The sequence below is a fragment of the Cytobacillus firmus NBRC 15306 genome, from assembly GCF_001591465.1.
Lineage (GTDB): Bacteria > Bacillota > Bacilli > Bacillales > Cytobacillaceae > Cytobacillus > Cytobacillus firmus.
The window spans coordinates 1-15,962 of record NZ_BCUY01000083.1 but is presented as its reverse complement, the minus strand read 5'-3'; the positions used below and the strand labels follow the sequence as shown (position 1 = coordinate 15,962).

Genomic DNA, 15,962 nt, shown 5'->3' with positions numbered 1-15,962 from the left:
GATATAACATCCTCCTTAAAAGATTTGCAGATTTATTTTAAGGGCAGCTCTTCCTGCCCGTTATATATATTACATATCCTCTCTGAGATTTTTTAAACATGTAGGCAAGAATGATAGATTATGGCATGATAGCCAATGGGTATGAGAATAACAGTTCAAATAAAAGGAGGGAGAGTTGGCAAATGAAGCGTATCTTAAGGAATGACTGGCAGGAAATTTTGGCAGAGGAGTTCGAGAAACCCTATTATCTTCATCTTCGTGAATTTTTGAAAAAGGAATATGAGGAGCAGACTATTTATCCGAAGCAGGAGGATATATTCAATGCACTCCAATATACAGCTTATAAAGATGTAAAGGCAGTGATATTGGGGCAGGATCCGTATCATGGACCGGGGCAGGCACATGGATTAAGCTTTTCGGTTCAGCCTGATGTAAAGCTGCCTCCTTCACTGAAAAATATATTCAAGGAAATGCAGGAGGATCTGGGCTTTGAAGTGCCAGATAATGGCTATCTATTAAAGTGGGCTCAAGAAGGGGTGCTGCTTCTTAATACCGTTCTGACCGTCCGCAAAGGGCTGGCGCATTCGCATAAAGGGCAAGGGTGGGAAGCGTTCACCGACACGGTTATACAAAAATTGAATGAGCGGGAAGAGCCCGTCATTTTTATATTGTGGGGCAAACCGGCACAGGAAAAAGAAGTGCTGATTGATGCTTCCAGACACTTGATCATAAAATCGCCGCATCCCAGCCCGTTTTCGGCAAGAAAAGGGTTCTTTGGGAGCAGGCCATTTTCAAGGACGAATGAAATCTTACAGAAGCTTGGAGAGGAGCCAATTGACTGGCAGATTCATAATCTCTGATTCTTTTCGCCATGTTTCACGTGAAACATACCGTTTTATGCAAGAAGTGCTCGAAATATGCTCTGTGCACAAAGGAGAAAAACAAATGAGTTCACAGAAAATCGATTGTTTTAAATGCAAATATTTCTATGTGACCTGGGACCGGAACTATCCAAAAGGCTGCAGGGCCTTTCAGTTTAAAACAAGGCATATGCCCTCACTCGAAGTTTTCCGGGCATCCGGCCATCCCTGTTTGCGTTTTGAAAAGAAAACCTGATAAACTTGATATGCTGGTCATTCTGGCCGCTTTTAGGCAGGTTGTTTCCATCCCCGAGTGCCGGGGATGGACAAGGGCTGCTTTTTTACAGAAAGAGGTGTAGAGGGTGAATATCTCTGTTCAGAAGCTATTAGGGAAGATGGAAAAGGAATTGCTGGAAGCGAAAAGCAGCTCTTCCGACGCCAGAATCAGGGAAAGAGTGCAGGCGATCAAGTCGTTATGCGAGCTGATTTTGGATGAGTCGGATGCAGGAAGTGCGGCTGCTGTTTCGACTATTAGCCATACATACAGTGCGCCGCCGGCAGCTCAGCCAGCGAATCTGCAGCCAAAGAAAATGCAGATGGATGATGAGGCGAACGGCGATTCATTGTTAGATTTTTAATAAAAGGATAAGAGGTGCAGGGGACTATGAAGCTATTTATAATAATTGGGGCTATTAATGCCTTTTTATCAGTCGCATTGGGGGCTTTCGGAGCTCATGGACTCGAAGGAAGAGTGGAGCCGAAGTATTTGGAAACATGGCAAACAGGTGTAACCTACCAGATGTTCCATGCAACAGGCCTTTTGATCATTGGCGTTCTGCTTGGCAAGCTGCCGGCAACATCTTTATTAACCTGGTCAGGCTGGCTGATGGTGATCGGCATCATCCTGTTCTCAGGAAGCTTATATGTGCTGACTTTAACGAAAATCAGCGTGTTCGGTGCCATCACGCCGCTTGGCGGAGTCTCATTCCTTGCGGCCTGGGTGCTGCTGATCATTGCGGCAGTAAAATACTTGTAAAAGGAAGGAGCTTTGACTTGGGGTCAAAGCTCCTTTTTCTTGCGGAAGCTGGCCAGTTCCAGGCATTTTCAGCCGTCAAAAGCCGGGACTTTCCTGTTACCTCGGCGAATACTGCGATAATCCCTGTCCTCCGCCAAATGGATATTCATATTCGATCTCCTCATCAAACGTCACATAGTCTAAGTAGATCATCGGAAGGAGGATGCGCTGGCCTGTTTGAGGATCGCTCAGAATCAGGTGATCCCGCCCGGCCGCCTCAATGAGGCCTTTGAATATTTTGGCGTTCCATTCCGTGTTGTTCTCAAATGTGGCATATACAGTCGCAAGTTTCCCTTTGTTCAGGCGAAGAATGTTTTCGATATAGGATTGTTCTAGCGGAAGCATGCCCGGAATAGATGGTGCAGCTGCCATGCCGCCCATTCCGCCGTTTGCGCCTGCACCCGGAAACATTCCGCCCGAGCTCGCATTTGGCATGGCTCCGCCTGTTTGCGCCGGCTGAAACTGCGGCTGGCCCTGAAAGTTCTGCGGCATTTGAGTGCCGTCGCTGTAACGCTGCTGGTAACCATAATAAGGGTATTGACCATAATTTGATTGACTCAATTTAGTCCCTCCTAAGTATTAAAATCAGCATTTTCTATCCGCGTTTTTGAGAATAGGCTCCTGCGGGTTGGATTTAAAATAGAAACTCACTATTTCATTACTATGTAGGGGCATGTTTTTTTATAACCGGAAGAAAAAGAAAAACTCCCAGCCGAAGCCGGGAGTTATGATCATTATATGTGAAGGAACTTTTCTACTTTGTCCTCTTCCAGGATGTTTCCAACGAAGAAAGAGCCGAATTCGCCGTAGCGGGCACTTACTTCATCAAAGCGCATTTCATAAACAAGCTTTTTGAATTGAAGAACATCATCAGAGAAAAGGGTAACGCCCCATTCGTAATCGTCGAAGCCGACTGAACCTGTGATGATCTGCTTTACCTTGCCGGCATACTGGCGGCCGATCATGCCATGGCTGCGCATCATATTGCGGCGGTCTTCCATCGGAAGCATGTACCAGTTGTCATTGCCCTGGCGGCGCTTGTCCATCGGATAGAAGCAGACATGCTTTGCTTTTGGAAGTTCAGGGTAAAGGCGTGCCAGGATCTGCGGATTCTGGTATGGATCTTCTCCTGCCGGCAGGTAGTTGCTCAGCTCGACAACAGACACATATGAATGAGCCGGAATCGTGAATTCAGCTAACTTGGTTTTGTTGAATTCGTTTTCAATTTCATTGAGCTCTTCCATTGTAGGTCTTAAGATCATCATCATAAAATCAGCTTTTTGGCCGACAATTGTATAAAGGGCATGGCTGCCGTTTTTCTCGCTTTGTGTTGTATTCCACTTGTCCACTAGGGCCATAAATTCGTGGATCGCTGCCTGGCGCTCTTCGCTGGGAGCCATTTTCCAAGTTGTCCAATCAACTGTGCGGAAGTCATGTAAACAATACCAGCCATCAAGCGTTACTGCTGCTTCACTCATTATAATCACTCCTAATATGTACTGAAATTCTCATCCCTACTATACCATAGTTTCTCCAATTAACATGTGTACAAAACTTGAAATGTTGGAATTCCTGCTGGTGACAGGTACCTATACCAGTTCACCTAACTGGTATAGGTACCTGTCACCATTAAAACCCGTTTACAAAGAGGGCATTATGGATATCTTAAAAAAGGTATGAAGCTGCGCCAGCAGAAGGATATTTATTATTGGAAATTTACCGAAAACAAAAACATTTTACTTGGAAACGCTAACAGCAGGTGAACTCCTTGAAATTCTTAGGATGAAGAGTATTCTAAGGGAGTATATAGGAGAATTTCTATTAATTGTACGGAAAAATTTTGGCTGTAGGAGGAATTAGCATGAATGACTTATTCACAGTATTGAAAGAAAAAGTAACAGGGCAGAATTTACGAATCGTTTTTCCGGAAGGACAGGATGAGCGCATTTTAGCGGCTGCAGGAAGATTGGCAGCGGAAAAAATCATCACTCCAATCCTGATTGGAAACATCGCAGACATTGAAGCAAAGGCAAAGGACATGGATATCAGCCTGGATTCAGCTGAAATTTATGACCCAAGCAGCTTTTTAATGATGGATGAGCTTGTGGCTGCATTTATTGAAAGACGCAAAGGCAAAGCAACAGAAGAAGATGCACGCAGGATCCTTCTGGATGAAAACTATTTCGGTACCATGCTTGTCTATGCGAATAAAGCAGACGGCCTAGTGAGCGGTGCAGCGCATTCGACAGCTGAAACGGTGCGCCCGGCTCTTCAAATCATTAAAACAAAAGAAGGCGTGCGCAAAACATCAGGTGTCTTCATCATGGTCCGTGATGATGAGAAATATGTTTTTGCCGATTGTGCCATCAACATCTCGCCTGACAGCCAGGACCTGGCGGAAATTGCGATTGAAAGTGCGAAGACAGCGAGAATGTTTGATATCGAACCGCGTGTAGCTATGCTGAGCTTCTCTACAAAGGGCTCTGCCAAGTCTCCTGAAACGGAAAAGGTTTCGGCAGCACTTGAAGCGGCTAAAGTTCGCGATCCGCTATTGATTATCGATGGGGAATTCCAATTTGATGCGGCATTTGTTCCATCTGTGGCAGAGAAAAAAGCTCCGGATTCACCAATCCAGGGGGATGCCAATGTATTTGTATTCCCTAGCCTGGAAGCCGGAAACATCGGCTACAAAATTGCCCAGCGCCTTGGAAACTTCGAGGCAGTTGGACCAATCCTTCAAGGCCTGAACCGTCCGGTTAATGACCTGTCCCGCGGCTGCAGCGAGGAAGATGTCTATAAGCTTGCTTTAATTACAGCAGCTCAGGCTTTAAATCAATAATACAGCATTTTAAAAGCCGGTCCCTTGTGACTGGCTTTTTTGCTATAATGTATCTGGATATGGCCATTGGCCGATAAAATTCAAGTTTGGCCGATAAAAAGTGAAATTTGGCCGATAAAAGCTCGAGTTTGGCCGGTAAATACTAAAATTGGCCGGTAAAGGCTGGAATAGGGCCGATATAAAGCGATCATTAACCGATAAAGCTGCAGTTAGGCCATCAATCTAAAGGATACTGCGATTAAATAGATAAATTCTGCCGATTAACTCTAAATATCGGCAAAAGGGGATCAAATAAAGATGAATTCGCAACAAGATTTGCTTTTTCAGGAAGAATGGCGGGTCATTGACCAGTCTGCTGCAGGCATCCACTTAAATGCCCTTCATTCTTTCGGAATGGATGATACGCTTTGTGCGTCTGTCGGTGCCGGCGGGGCGCCAGCGACCGCGAGGACTTGGGTGCATCATAATACCATCGTGCTTGGCATCCAGGATACGAAGCTGCCTTTTTTGAATGAGGGCATAGACTTTTTAAAAAGCCGGGGGTATGAAGTGATCGTCCGAAACTCCGGCGGCCTGGCTGTTGTCCTGGATCAGGGAGTCCTGAATATTTCGCTGATTTTTCCTGAAAGGGAAAAGGGAATTGATATCAACCGCGGCTATGATGCGATGTGGCTCCTCATTCAGGAGATGTTCTCCGATTTTCATAAAGAAATAGAAGCCAGGGAAATTGTCGGATCCTATTGCCCGGGAAGCTATGATTTAAGCATCGGGGGACAGAAGTTTGCCGGCATTTCGCAGAGGCGCCTCCGCAATGGCGTGGCTGTGCAAATCTATCTGTGTGTGGATGGAAGCGGAAGTGAGCGGGCCAATCTGATTGGCAAATTCTATTCCCTTGCAAGAAAAGAAGAACAGACGAAATTCCAATACCCTGAAATTCAGCCGGCTGTCATGGCATCACTGTCGGAATTGCTGGGAACAGAGCTGACGGTTCAGGATGTGATGCTCCGCTTTCTCCAATCCTTGAAAAAGAAATCCGGCCGCCTTTATGCAGGGCAGCTGACAAATGAGGAGGCAGGCCTGTTTGAAGGCTATTCCCGCCGTGTTATGGAGCGGAATGAGAAAGTGCTTGGCAGCGAATAAATAAAAGAAGAGCCGCAAGACTCTCGATCTGCGGCCCTCCTTGAAAGGAATTGCTGCCATTTTCTCCTGCTCCCAATGCCGGGAACTTCAGCGCCTTGGTGGAAGAGGCGCTTCCGCTTTTCTTATTCCGCGACTCTCTCCAAATTGCCGTTGCGGTCCATTTTGAACTTGGATGCCGGCCTTTCTTCTTCATCAAACAGAACAAAATTGCGGGCTCTGTTCATGATTTTCATCAGTGTCTCGTAATCTTCCTGAATGGTTACCGTATTCTGCTCCAGCTTGCCGATTTTGCTCTCAAGCTCTTCATTTTGGTTTCTGAGATCCGCATTTTCGCGCTTCAATCTTTCATTCTCATTCTTTAGTATATCAACCTGAATTCCAGAAGGATTCAATGTTTGCAAGTATGCGATAACGGTATCCATATCCAGCTGTGCGGGTGCCGTGTAAACTGGCTCTGAATAGGTGTAGGATGGAACCGTTTCTGTCTGCACAGGCGCTTCATCCTCTGTGCGCTCCTCGTAAAAGTCTGCCGGTGACGGCGGTACGATCGCATTTGTCTGCACAGGCGCTGCTGAGACCTCCTGCATCGTCGGAACCGGCGGAGAGTATAAGAGTTTCTTTTTGCCGCCCTGATCCTTTCCTAGCATTCTTTGTCTCTGCTTGCGCTGTTTTTTGGCCAACTGAAGCGCTTTTTCATACTGGTGCCTCACCACAGCGTTCCAGCGGAATCCGCATGCTGCTGAGGTGCGGTTCAGCTTGTCTCCAACTTCCTCAAAAGCGTTTAACTGTGTGCTGCCTTCCCTCACATGCCGCAAAACGGTCTCTGCAAGCAATAAATCGTTTTCATCTGTCCAAGCGTCCTGACGTATTTTCATATAACCTCAACTCCCTAAATGATTACTTTTGGTGTTGCCTTAGTTAAAGGATGGACAAACCTGGCAGATTTTATACAAAGGTGATTAAAAGGATAGTAGATTATTTTAAAAATTTTTATTTTCGCTAGATACGTTGGCAGTTTTGTGAAGTTTACTAAGATTCACCACCCAAGTTAATGTTTACAGCTTGCAATGAAGGTCGAATAGTTTTAAAATAGCCTGTAGCAGTTGGGCAGGGCAGTCCTTTACTTTGAATAGGAATGCCGTGCAGCGGACATGCTTTAACGAAGAAGATACTCAGGCCAAATAGCGTCGGGATTATATAAAAGATTGACCGCAGAAAGGGTTGTACGAAGATGGCAAACGAATTCCGTGTTTGCGACGATTGTCAAGCAGTGAATCTGAAGACATTGGTACCGCGTTTAAAAGAAATAGATCCAGAAGCAAAAATTGATGTCGGCTGCCAGTCCTATTGCGGACCAGGCCGCAAAAAAACATTTGCTTTCGTCAATAACCGTCCCCTTGCCGCACTGACGGAAGAGGAATTGATGGAGAAAATTAATAAGAAGCTGAAAAAATAAAGATCACCCTGACTCCTGTCCTGCGGTGATTTTATTTTTTGCCTGAGTTTATGATGTAACCCTGATTGGTAAATAGACTTAGGATGCAATATTGTTTTTGGAAAAGTCGAAAAATATTTCTTGGCCAGATAATTGATGTATCGCGGTTTCTGTCGAACAGCCATGAAAAACGGTGAATTTTGTGATGAATTGACACTATAATCGGGATATAATAAGTATACGCCAGAAATTGGGAACAACAGGTTCGGCGTGCGTGGAAACAGGAAAAGCGGAGGGTACGGAATGGCATATTCAGCGGAAAAGTTAAATGAGGAAAAAGTATTCAAAGACCCCGTTCATCGGTACATACACGTCAGGGACAGAGTCATCTGGGATTTAATCGGGACAAAAGAGTTTCAGCGTCTCAGAAGAATTAAGCAGCTCGGGACAACTTATTTAACCTTCCATGGTGCTGAGCATAGCCGCTTTAATCACTCGCTCGGAGTTTACGAGATTGTGCGCCGCATTTCCGATGATGTCTTTTTTGGAAGGCCGGAATGGGATGAAGAAGACCGCATCCTGACTTTATGCGCGGCACTTCTCCACGATTTGGGGCACGGTCCGTTCTCGCACTCTTTTGAAAAAGTATTCGACCTGGATCATGAGCATTATACGAGGGCGATCATTCTCGGAGACACCGAGGTCCATCATGTGCTTACAAGGGTAAGTGCCGATTTTCCGCAGAAAGTGGCGGATGTGATTGCCAAAACATCTAAAAATAAGCTGGTCGTCAGCCTGATTTCCAGCCAGATTGATGCGGACCGGATGGATTATCTGCAGCGGGACGCTTATTTTACCGGTGTCAGCTATGGACATTTTGATATGGAGCGGATCCTGCGTGTCATGAGGCCGCGGGAAGATCAGGTCGTGATTAAGCAGAGCGGGATGCATGCCGTTGAGGATTACATAATGAGCCGCTACCAGATGTACTGGCAGGTGTATTTTCATCCTGTTACCCGGAGTGCAGAGGTCATCCTGACGAAAATCCTGCATCGCGCGAAAGATCTGCATGAACAGAAATACAAATTTAAATATGATCCTATCCATTTTTATTCTTTATTCAATGGGGAGATCACTCTTGAGGATTATATAAAGCTTGATGAAGCAATTATTCTTTATTATTTTCAGATGTGGCAGGAAGAAGAAGATCCTATTCTGAAGGATCTCTGCTGCCGCTTTATGGACAGGAATTTATATAAATACGTGGAATTCGACCCGGCGAAAGAATATAAGAAGCTGGCAGAGCTGTCGGCATTGTTTAAAAAGGCAGGCATGGATCCTGAATATTACCTGGTCGTCGATTCTTCATCGGATTTGCCTTATGACTTTTACCGTCCGGGCGAGGAAGAAGAAAGACTGCCGATTCATCTGCTGCTGAAAAATGGGGATATCCGCGAGCTTTCCCGTGAATCAGAGATCGTAGATGCTATTTCCGGGAAACGCCGAACGGATCATAAGCTGTACTTTCCGGCTGATTTTATTGCAGACGACAGCAAAAAGCCAAACATTAAAAAGCAGATTAAAATGCTGCTGGAGATCGATTAACACTATAGATACGGGAAAAAACGGAGTAGGAGATGAAGAGCTTTGTTAAAGGATCACGCCAAACTAATGCACGCCATTGCAGTCTCTGAAGAAATCGTGGGACGGAAAAAACTGCAGAAAATGATTTATATCGCCAAGAACATCGCCTTTCCCTTTCAGGAAAGATTTCAATTTCACTTTTACGGGCCCTATTCGGAAGAATTGACACTGAGGGTGGAAGAGCTCTGCAACATGGGATTCTTAAACGAAGTAAAGGAAAAAAAGGGCGGCTACTATCAGTATCGGTACACTCTCACTGAAACCGGCAAGGAATTTTTGGGAATCAACGCAGTCGATATGCCGAGCCTCCAGGAATGCCTGCTCGATATGAACGGCCAGAATGCAAGATTTCTTGAACTCGTCTCAACGGTCCTTTATTTCAATGACCTGCCTAAGGAAGAAGTGAAAGAAAAAGTCTTTACCCTGAAAAGCAAACAGCGCTACACGGATGAAGAAGTCGAACAGGCGTATCAATATATTGAAAGCTTAAGAGAAAAAGCCGGGCTGCATTGAGCGCTGGCTTTTGTTTTTTGCTGAAAAAAGTCTTACCGCACATAAATTTTGCTATCTGCACAGAACTATTTTTATGCGCACATAAATATGTGCTATGTGCACAGAAATCTTGGCTATCCGCACAGAATTTTTCTATGCGAAAGTAAAATCATGCTATGCGCAAATAAATTTTTTTATCTGCAAGTAAAATCGGGGTATCCGCAAATAAATTTCTTTATCTGCAAATAAAACCCCTCATTTATGCAAAAATCCATTAAAAAAAGCAGCTTCCCCTTATGGAAAACTGCCTTCTTTACGCAATTCTACTGGTCGCTTAAGCGTTTTCCGCCGACAGCATAGTGGTTTTTGGACATTTCTTCGATAAATACGACGATTTTGTCTTCAGGTGCTCCAGTTGTTTCGCTTACTGCAGCTGTTACTTTTTCAGCGAGCGCTTTTTTCTGTTCTTCCGTGCGGCCTTCAAGCATTTTTACGGTTACGTATGGCATTTCTTTTCCTCCTCATTATGTATGCTTGCTTGTATTTTTCCACTTTTTCCTGCAATGTGCAAGCCTGATTCCCTTTGACCAGGTGTTCATGTATACTTTTAGGTAAATAGCAGCGGCTTTTCCTACATAGTATGTATAAATAAAGCCTGGCTTTTTTAGCCGGCAGGAGAGGGAGTTTTGGCTTTTGGAACAATTTTTGGCGTTTTCTCTCAGGGAGATTCCCTATGTGGCGGTAACATTGATGATTGCCTTTACGGTTCATGAATTTGCCCACGCCTATATGGCTTATAAGTTTGGAGATCCCACTGCAAAAAACCAGGGAAGGTTAACGTTAAATCCCATGCAGCATCTGGATCCGATTGGGACGATCCTGATTTTTATTGCCGGCTTCGGATGGGCCAGGCCTGTACCGGTCAACCGCTTCTTTTTCAAAAATCCGAAGCTTGCCGGGATCTCTGTCTCCATTGCGGGACCGATATCCAATCTGGTGATGGCTGTACTGGGCTTTTTCATCTGGTATGCCCTTGCCGGAACAGGGCTCGCAGCTTCGTTTCCAGCGTTTGTGGCAGATTTTCTGAACATCTTTATTCAGCTGAATTTAGTGTTGTTTGTATTCAATCTGCTGCCGTTTCCGCCGCTCGATGGCTATAGAATTATTGAGGATCTGGCGCCGGCCCATATTCGCCCGAAAATGACCCGGTTTGAGGCATATGGCTCCGTTATTTTCCTGATTCTTGTCATTACCCCGCTGGATCAATACACCATCCAGCCGATTTTTAACAAAGTATTGCCTGTTCTGGCGAGCGGTCTAAATGATTTTTTCTATGAATTATTTATGACATAATAATAAGAACCCAGTACTTGCATAGGAGGACGTGAAGATGGAAGAAAAAAAGAAAAAGAAAGTCGATTTTAATATTATCAAGAGCGACCCGACTGATGGACATGGCGGATTCGGGGTCGGGACTCTGAGCCTTGATAATGTGACACCGGTCATCATTGATGTGGATGCCGGGGAGGCGTCTATTGAAGTGGGTGCCATGCATGCGCGCAGTCCAGTGGAAAAAGGCATCAAGTTTTTGAAAAGCAAGGAGGAAGTGCCAAACGGAAAACCGTACTGGCTGATTTGGATTACCATTGACCGCAAAGAGGGAGGCGCCTACTATGCAGGCGTTACGGCATGCGAAATGACGGTCGACAGGGAGATCCGCCGGGGCTACAAATCGCTGCCCGAGCATGTGAACCGCATGGATAAATCGATTAAAAGACATATCATCGTGGATCATATGGACGGGAAATCCAAAAAGGTTCTGGCTGATTTCCTGAAAAACCATGACGCGGGCATGTGGGAAAGATCGATGGAACAGCTAAAAACAGATTTACAAGCCATTTAGAAGAAAAGTCTAATTTTGTGACGAAATTGTGACATTTTTTTGACGTGATTTTCTAACTACTTGTACAATTCCCGTAAAAAAAGTAAACTAATTAACAGTGTGAAGGCACAGTATAGCACTAGGACACGAAAAACCCCGGGATTCGGACCCCGGGGTTTTTCATTTTTTACTTATTAAGGTGACAGGTACCTATACCAGTTGAATGAAGTGGTATAGGTACCTGTCACCACCGGAACAGTTTCTTATACCAAGGTGTCTCCTGCTTCTTTTCAGGCTGCTCTGACTTTTCCTCTTTTTGGTGGTTCAGGTGGTCTGTACAGTATTCCGCTGGTTCTGTTCCTTCTGCGAAGTAGGTAAGGCGCTTGACGGGACAGTTTTCCCCGGCAATTTTTCCATTGGCCGGGTCAATGTAGACGCCGGCTGTGCCTTTGGGTGCTTTGAATTCTTTGGCCGGCTTCCCTTTATGGGCTTCTTCCATGAACCGGATCCAAATGTTTTTGGCATACGTTTTTTCGACGGTTTTAGTGATAACCTGGCCTTTGTCATAGCCAGTCCATACCGCGGTAACCAGCTGAGGTGTAAAGCCTGCCATCCAGCTGTCCGTTTCGGTTGAGCCCGACTTGCCTGCATACGGGCGGGTCATATCGTTGATGACGGTGCTTCCGGTTACCTGGGCATAGCCGTTCAGCTTCCGGTCAAAGATTCCCGTCATCATATGGGTCATAACGAAAGCCAGATCCGGCCTCAGAACCTTCATCTGGAACGGCTCCTGCTCATAGATGACTTCGCCTTTATGATTTTCCACGCGCTTAATCAGTACCGGCGAGACCTTTTTTCCTCCATTGGCAAACATGCTGTAGGCGTTCGCGAGCTCGATAACTCTCATACCGGATGTGCCGAGTGCAAGGGACGGTACCTTCGCCATTTTAGAGGTAATGCCAAATTTCTTGGCTGTATTGACAAGTGTCTCTTCTCCTAAAAATAAATGAGTCTTCACTGCATAGACATTGTCAGATAAAGCCAGCGCCTGTGCCATTGTGATATCGTCATCCGCATACTTGCTGTTGAAATTATGCGGTGTATAATCTGGTGTGCCGTCTTCGAAGCGGAATGTCGTCTGCTCGCTCCGGATTGGAGTGGAAGGGGTGAATCCCTGCTCCAATGCCGCGTAATAGAGCAGCGGCTTGATCGTCGATCCCGGCTGCCTGACTGCCTGGACTGCCCGGTTAAAGGGACTGGCCTCATAATCCCGGCCGCCGACCATCGCTTTGACATATCCGTTTTTCGGATTCATGGCCACAACCCCGACCTGAATCTCCGAGTCTTGTGAAATCATCTTATCTACTGTTTCTTCCGCGATTTCCTGTTCCTTCAGATCCAAAGTGGTATAAACCTTTAATCCGCCCAATTCAATGGTCCGGTCATCCAGCTTCAGTTGCGTCTTAAGAGCATTGCGGACCGCATCCTGAAAATAGGGAGCCGTTTTTGCTCTCGGGTGCATGTGCTCCCCAACCAGCTCAAGCTCTTCTGCTACAGCAAGATCCGCCTCCTTTTGGCTGATCATCCCGTTCTTCACCATCGTCTGCAGAATCACTCTCTGCCGCTGTTCTGCTTTTTCCGCTGATGCAAATGGCGAATAAATGCCTGGCCCCTTGGGAATTCCGGATAAAATAGAAGCCTCAGCCAATGTAAGTTCACTGGCATCCTTTCCAAAATAAAACTGGCTTGCTGCCTGTGCTCCATAAGCTCCATTGCCATAATAAATCGTATTTAAATAGCCTTCTAGGATTTCCTTCTTGGTATAATTCATCTCAAGCCTTATGGTATAAAAAGCTTCAAGCAGTTTCCGCTTCCAGGTTTTTTCGTGCTCGAGAAACAGGTTGCGGGCATACTGCTGGCTGATGGTGCTGGCGCCCTGGACCTTAGCCATTGCTTTAAGGTCAGCAAGAGCGGCACCGGCAATTCTTTTATAATCAAAGCCATTGTGATCGAAGAAATTTTTATCCTCAATTGAAACCGTCGCATCCACCAAATGCGGGCTGATATCATCTAGAGGTGCCCAGTAGCGCTTTTGCCCGTTGTGGCTTTCTCCGATTACCGTGCCATCTTCAGAGAAAAATAAAGTCGACTGCGGAACAGCGAGCGGCGGCGGTCCCAGGATTTTGGCATATACCAGAATGCCCCCAATCATCACAGCGGCTAAAGCCATTCCTATTAAGCTGATAATGAGAAATGCGCGCAAATATTTCATTGTTTTTCTGAAACGCTGATCGGTCATTAACTCCAAGTGTGGCACCCCCTGAATCTTTCTAAAAGAAAAATAAACATAAGTACATATCTTCAGTATTGAAAAAAGAGGACGATTTTAAACATCTTTCTCTACTAATTAGCGAAATTTTTCTTGCAATTTTGCTAGATTCATCTATACTTTTTCTGTGTTTGTTATTTGCATGTTAGGGAAGTATAAAAGATGAAAATGCTTTTTGCTGCTCTTTAGTGATAATTCATTTTTTATGGAAGGAATGATTAAAGAATGGGACTTTGGTTTACAGAGAAACAAACAGAGAACTTTGGCATTACGATGAAGGTAAAGCGTACTTTACATACAGAACAGACAGAATTCCAGAAGCTTGATATGGTGGAAACAGAAGAGTGGGGCAATATGCTGCTTCTTGATGACATGGTTATGACATCAATCAAGGATGAGTTTGTGTACCATGAGATGGTTGCGCACATTCCTTTGTTCACACATCCAAACCCTGAAAACGTACTTGTAGTAGGCGGCGGGGACGGAGGCGTTATCCGTGAAGTCCTTAAGCACCCAAGCGTGAAAAAGGCGACTCTTGTGGATATCGATGGAAAGGTTATTGAGTACTCAAAAAAATTCCTTCCTGAGATTGCAGGCAAGCTTGATGACCCTCGCGTTGATGTGCAGGTAGGCGATGGCTTCATGCACATTGCCGAAAGCGAAAATGAATATGACGTGATCATGGTTGACTCAACTGAGCCGGTAGGACCTGCGGTAAATCTATTCACGAAAGGCTTCTATGCCGGTATCTCTAAAGCCTTAAAAGAAGACGGCATCTTTGTGGCCCAGTCTGACAACCCCTGGTTCAAAGCGGACCTTATCCGCAACGTACAGCGCGATGTGAAAGAAATTTTCCCAATCACTCGTCTTTACACTGCGAATATCCCTACTTACCCAAGCGGCATGTGGGCGTTCACAATCGGATCTAAAAAATACGATCCATTAGAAGTAAGCGAAGACCGCTTCCATGAGATCGAAACAAAATACTATACGAAAGAATTGCATAAAGCGGCATTTGTATTGCCTAAATTTGTTGCAGACTTAGTGAAATAATGGACAGGCTGCTACTCAGGGCAGCCTTCCTGAATACATAAAAAGTGAGGGATGACCTTGGTTCGTTTTGATGAAGCCTATTCAGGCAATGTGTTTATTAAAAGCCATCCTAGTTATGAGGAAAGTGAAGCAGTCATTTATGGCATGCCGATGGACTGGACGGTCAGCTATCGTCCGGGATCCCGTTTCGGCCCTGCCCGCATCCGCGAGGTGTCCATCGGGCTTGAAGAGTACAGCCCATACCTGGACCGCGAGCTGGAAGAGGTAAAATATTATGATGCCGGCGATATTCCGCTGCCATTCGGAAATCCGCAGAAAAGCATCGATATGATTGAAGAGTTTATCGATCAGCTTCTGGCTGAGGGTAAATTCCCGCTTGGCATGGGAGGAGAGCATCTCGTTTCCTGGCCTGTCATCAAAGCGATGTACAAAAAATATCCGGATCTGGCGATTATCCACATGGATGCCCATACAGATCTTCGTGTGGATTATGAAGGGGAGCCATTATCCCACTCAACCCCAATCCGCAAAGCAGCTGACCTGATCGGGCCAGGCAATGTCTATTCGTTTGGCATCCGTTCCGGCATGAAAGAAGAATTCCAGTGGGCGAAGGAAGTCGGCATGCACATCTCAAAATTCGAAGTGCATAAGCCATTGAAAGATATCCTTCCTAAGCTTGCAGGACGTCCGGTCTATGTAACAATTGATATTGATGTTTTAGACCCTGCCCACGCGCCGGGAACAGGCACAGTCGACGCAGGCGGCATCACATCAAGAGAGCTTCTTGCTTCTATCCATGAAATTGCCCATTCAGATGTAAACGTAGTTGGAGCTGATCTTGTCGAGGTGGCACCAATCTATGACCCATCTGAACAAACGGTCAACACAGCCAGCAAACTTATCCGGGAAATGATTCTGGGATGGGTGAATAAAAAATAACGGGGACCTCGGTCTCTGTTTTTTTTATTCGACAAATTTCGGGCGGTGCCTGTCTAGCTCCACAAGGAACGCTTCGACAGCATCATCATCGCACGACTAAAAGCGTTAGCTTTTAGGAGGAGCGCCTACCCCCTCGAGGTCACAAGCTTGTCTAGTTGCGGCTCCTAGGGACTCGAGACATAAGCCGATCCCTTCCAGAAGGAAAGAACACCTTCTTGCAGGGCTCGTCTTATGCTTGTCGTCCCTGGACAGTCGCCTTCACTTTTCAGGCAAT

17 protein-coding genes are annotated in these 15,962 nt (G+C 45.6%); 12 read left to right on the top strand and 5 right to left on the bottom strand.

The window, feature by feature from the left end; all coding sequences use genetic code 11:
* Nucleotides 1-182: 182 nt before the first annotated feature.
* The 3 genes from BFI01S_RS17940 to BFI01S_RS17925 all read left to right on the top strand — a co-directional run bounded on the left by BFI01S_RS17940 (nucleotide 183) and on the right by BFI01S_RS17925 (nucleotide 1,896).
* On the top strand, nucleotides 183-860 hold the full coding sequence (locus BFI01S_RS17940; RefSeq protein WP_061793819.1) for a uracil-DNA glycosylase: 678 nt from the start codon (nucleotides 183-185) through the stop codon (nucleotides 858-860).
* Between the two features lie 362 nt (nucleotides 861-1,222).
* Complete coding sequence (locus BFI01S_RS17930) at nucleotides 1,223-1,498, top strand: YwdI family protein (protein ID WP_061793818.1); 276 nt, start codon at nucleotides 1,223-1,225, stop codon at nucleotides 1,496-1,498.
* A 26-nt stretch (nucleotides 1,499-1,524) separates the two neighbouring features.
* Complete coding sequence (locus tag BFI01S_RS17925) at nucleotides 1,525-1,896, top strand: DUF423 domain-containing protein (RefSeq protein ID WP_061793817.1); 372 nt, start codon at nucleotides 1,525-1,527, stop codon at nucleotides 1,894-1,896.
* A 96-nt stretch (nucleotides 1,897-1,992) separates the two neighbouring features.
* Here the strand turns inward: BFI01S_RS17925 and gerQ are convergent, their stop codons facing one another.
* Entirely contained in the window at nucleotides 1,993-2,496 is a 504-nt protein-coding gene (gene gerQ / locus BFI01S_RS17920; RefSeq protein ID WP_061793816.1) for a spore coat protein GerQ, read from the bottom strand.
* A 173-nt stretch (nucleotides 2,497-2,669) separates the two neighbouring features.
* Nucleotides 2,670-3,413: a hydrogen peroxide-dependent heme synthase gene (gene hemQ, locus BFI01S_RS17915; protein WP_061793815.1), complete on the bottom strand. Its 744-nt coding sequence runs from the start codon at nucleotides 3,411-3,413 to the stop codon at nucleotides 2,670-2,672.
* A 383-nt stretch (nucleotides 3,414-3,796) separates the two neighbouring features.
* On the opposite strand from hemQ, the gene pta reads away from it, so the two are divergent.
* Together pta and lipL are read left to right on the top strand one after the other, a co-directional pair.
* Nucleotides 3,797-4,774, top strand: coding sequence for a phosphate acetyltransferase (pta, locus tag BFI01S_RS17910; protein WP_061793814.1), 978 nt, complete (start codon nucleotides 3,797-3,799; stop codon nucleotides 4,772-4,774).
* A 297-nt stretch (nucleotides 4,775-5,071) separates the two neighbouring features.
* A complete protein-coding gene (gene lipL / locus BFI01S_RS17905) occupies nucleotides 5,072-5,914 on the top strand; it encodes an octanoyl-[GcvH]:protein N-octanoyltransferase (protein ID WP_061793813.1) in 843 nt (280 codons plus the stop codon).
* Nucleotides 5,915-6,036: 122 nt separating this feature from the next.
* Here the strand turns inward: lipL and BFI01S_RS17900 are convergent, their stop codons facing one another.
* Complete coding sequence (locus BFI01S_RS17900; protein WP_061793812.1) at nucleotides 6,037-6,789, bottom strand: RsfA family transcriptional regulator; 753 nt, start codon at nucleotides 6,787-6,789, stop codon at nucleotides 6,037-6,039.
* A gap of 356 nt (nucleotides 6,790-7,145) precedes the next feature.
* Between BFI01S_RS17900 and BFI01S_RS17895 the strand changes: the two genes are divergently transcribed.
* The 3 genes from BFI01S_RS17895 to BFI01S_RS17885 all read left to right on the top strand — a co-directional run bounded on the left by BFI01S_RS17895 (nucleotide 7,146) and on the right by BFI01S_RS17885 (nucleotide 9,506).
* Nucleotides 7,146-7,370 (top strand): YuzB family protein, encoded by a 225-nt coding sequence (locus tag BFI01S_RS17895; protein ID WP_048009460.1) that lies wholly within the window; start codon nucleotides 7,146-7,148, stop codon nucleotides 7,368-7,370.
* A gap of 282 nt (nucleotides 7,371-7,652) precedes the next feature.
* A complete protein-coding gene (locus BFI01S_RS17890; protein WP_061793811.1) occupies nucleotides 7,653-8,954 on the top strand; it encodes an HD domain-containing protein in 1,302 nt (433 codons plus the stop codon).
* Nucleotides 8,955-8,996: 42 nt separating this feature from the next.
* Entirely contained in the window at nucleotides 8,997-9,506 is a 510-nt protein-coding gene (locus BFI01S_RS17885; protein ID WP_061793810.1) for a YwgA family protein, read from the top strand.
* Nucleotides 9,507-9,808: 302 nt separating this feature from the next.
* On the opposite strand, the gene thmT is transcribed toward BFI01S_RS17885, so the two are convergent.
* A complete protein-coding gene (gene thmT, locus BFI01S_RS17880) occupies nucleotides 9,809-9,994 on the bottom strand; it encodes a 2-hydroxymuconate tautomerase (protein WP_009332324.1) in 186 nt (61 codons plus the stop codon).
* 184 nt (nucleotides 9,995-10,178) lie between these two features.
* Between thmT and BFI01S_RS17875 the strand changes: the two genes are divergently transcribed.
* Both BFI01S_RS17875 and BFI01S_RS17870 read left to right on the top strand, forming a co-directional pair.
* Nucleotides 10,179-10,838 carry a site-2 protease family protein gene (locus BFI01S_RS17875; RefSeq protein ID WP_061793809.1) on the top strand — a complete coding sequence of 220 codons (660 nt, stop codon included), beginning with the start codon at nucleotides 10,179-10,181 and terminating at the stop codon, nucleotides 10,836-10,838.
* 37 nt (nucleotides 10,839-10,875) lie between these two features.
* Nucleotides 10,876-11,388, top strand: a complete 513-nt coding sequence (locus tag BFI01S_RS17870; protein WP_061793808.1) for a YwhD family protein — start codon at nucleotides 10,876-10,878, stop codon at nucleotides 11,386-11,388.
* 223 nt (nucleotides 11,389-11,611) lie between these two features.
* Here BFI01S_RS17870 and BFI01S_RS17865 read toward each other — a convergent pair whose 3' ends face one another.
* Nucleotides 11,612-13,675, bottom strand: coding sequence for a transglycosylase domain-containing protein (locus BFI01S_RS17865; protein WP_061793807.1), 2,064 nt, complete (start codon nucleotides 13,673-13,675; stop codon nucleotides 11,612-11,614).
* Nucleotides 13,676-13,921: 246 nt separating this feature from the next.
* On the opposite strand from BFI01S_RS17865, the gene speE reads away from it, so the two are divergent.
* On the top strand, nucleotides 13,922-14,749 hold the full coding sequence (gene speE / locus BFI01S_RS17860) for a spermidine synthase (RefSeq protein WP_009332318.1): 828 nt from the start codon (nucleotides 13,922-13,924) through the stop codon (nucleotides 14,747-14,749).
* Nucleotides 14,750-14,806: 57 nt separating this feature from the next.
* Nucleotides 14,807-15,688, top strand: a complete 882-nt coding sequence (speB, locus tag BFI01S_RS17855) for an agmatinase (protein WP_235831224.1) — start codon at nucleotides 14,807-14,809, stop codon at nucleotides 15,686-15,688.
* Nucleotides 15,689-15,962 lie beyond the last annotated feature (274 nt).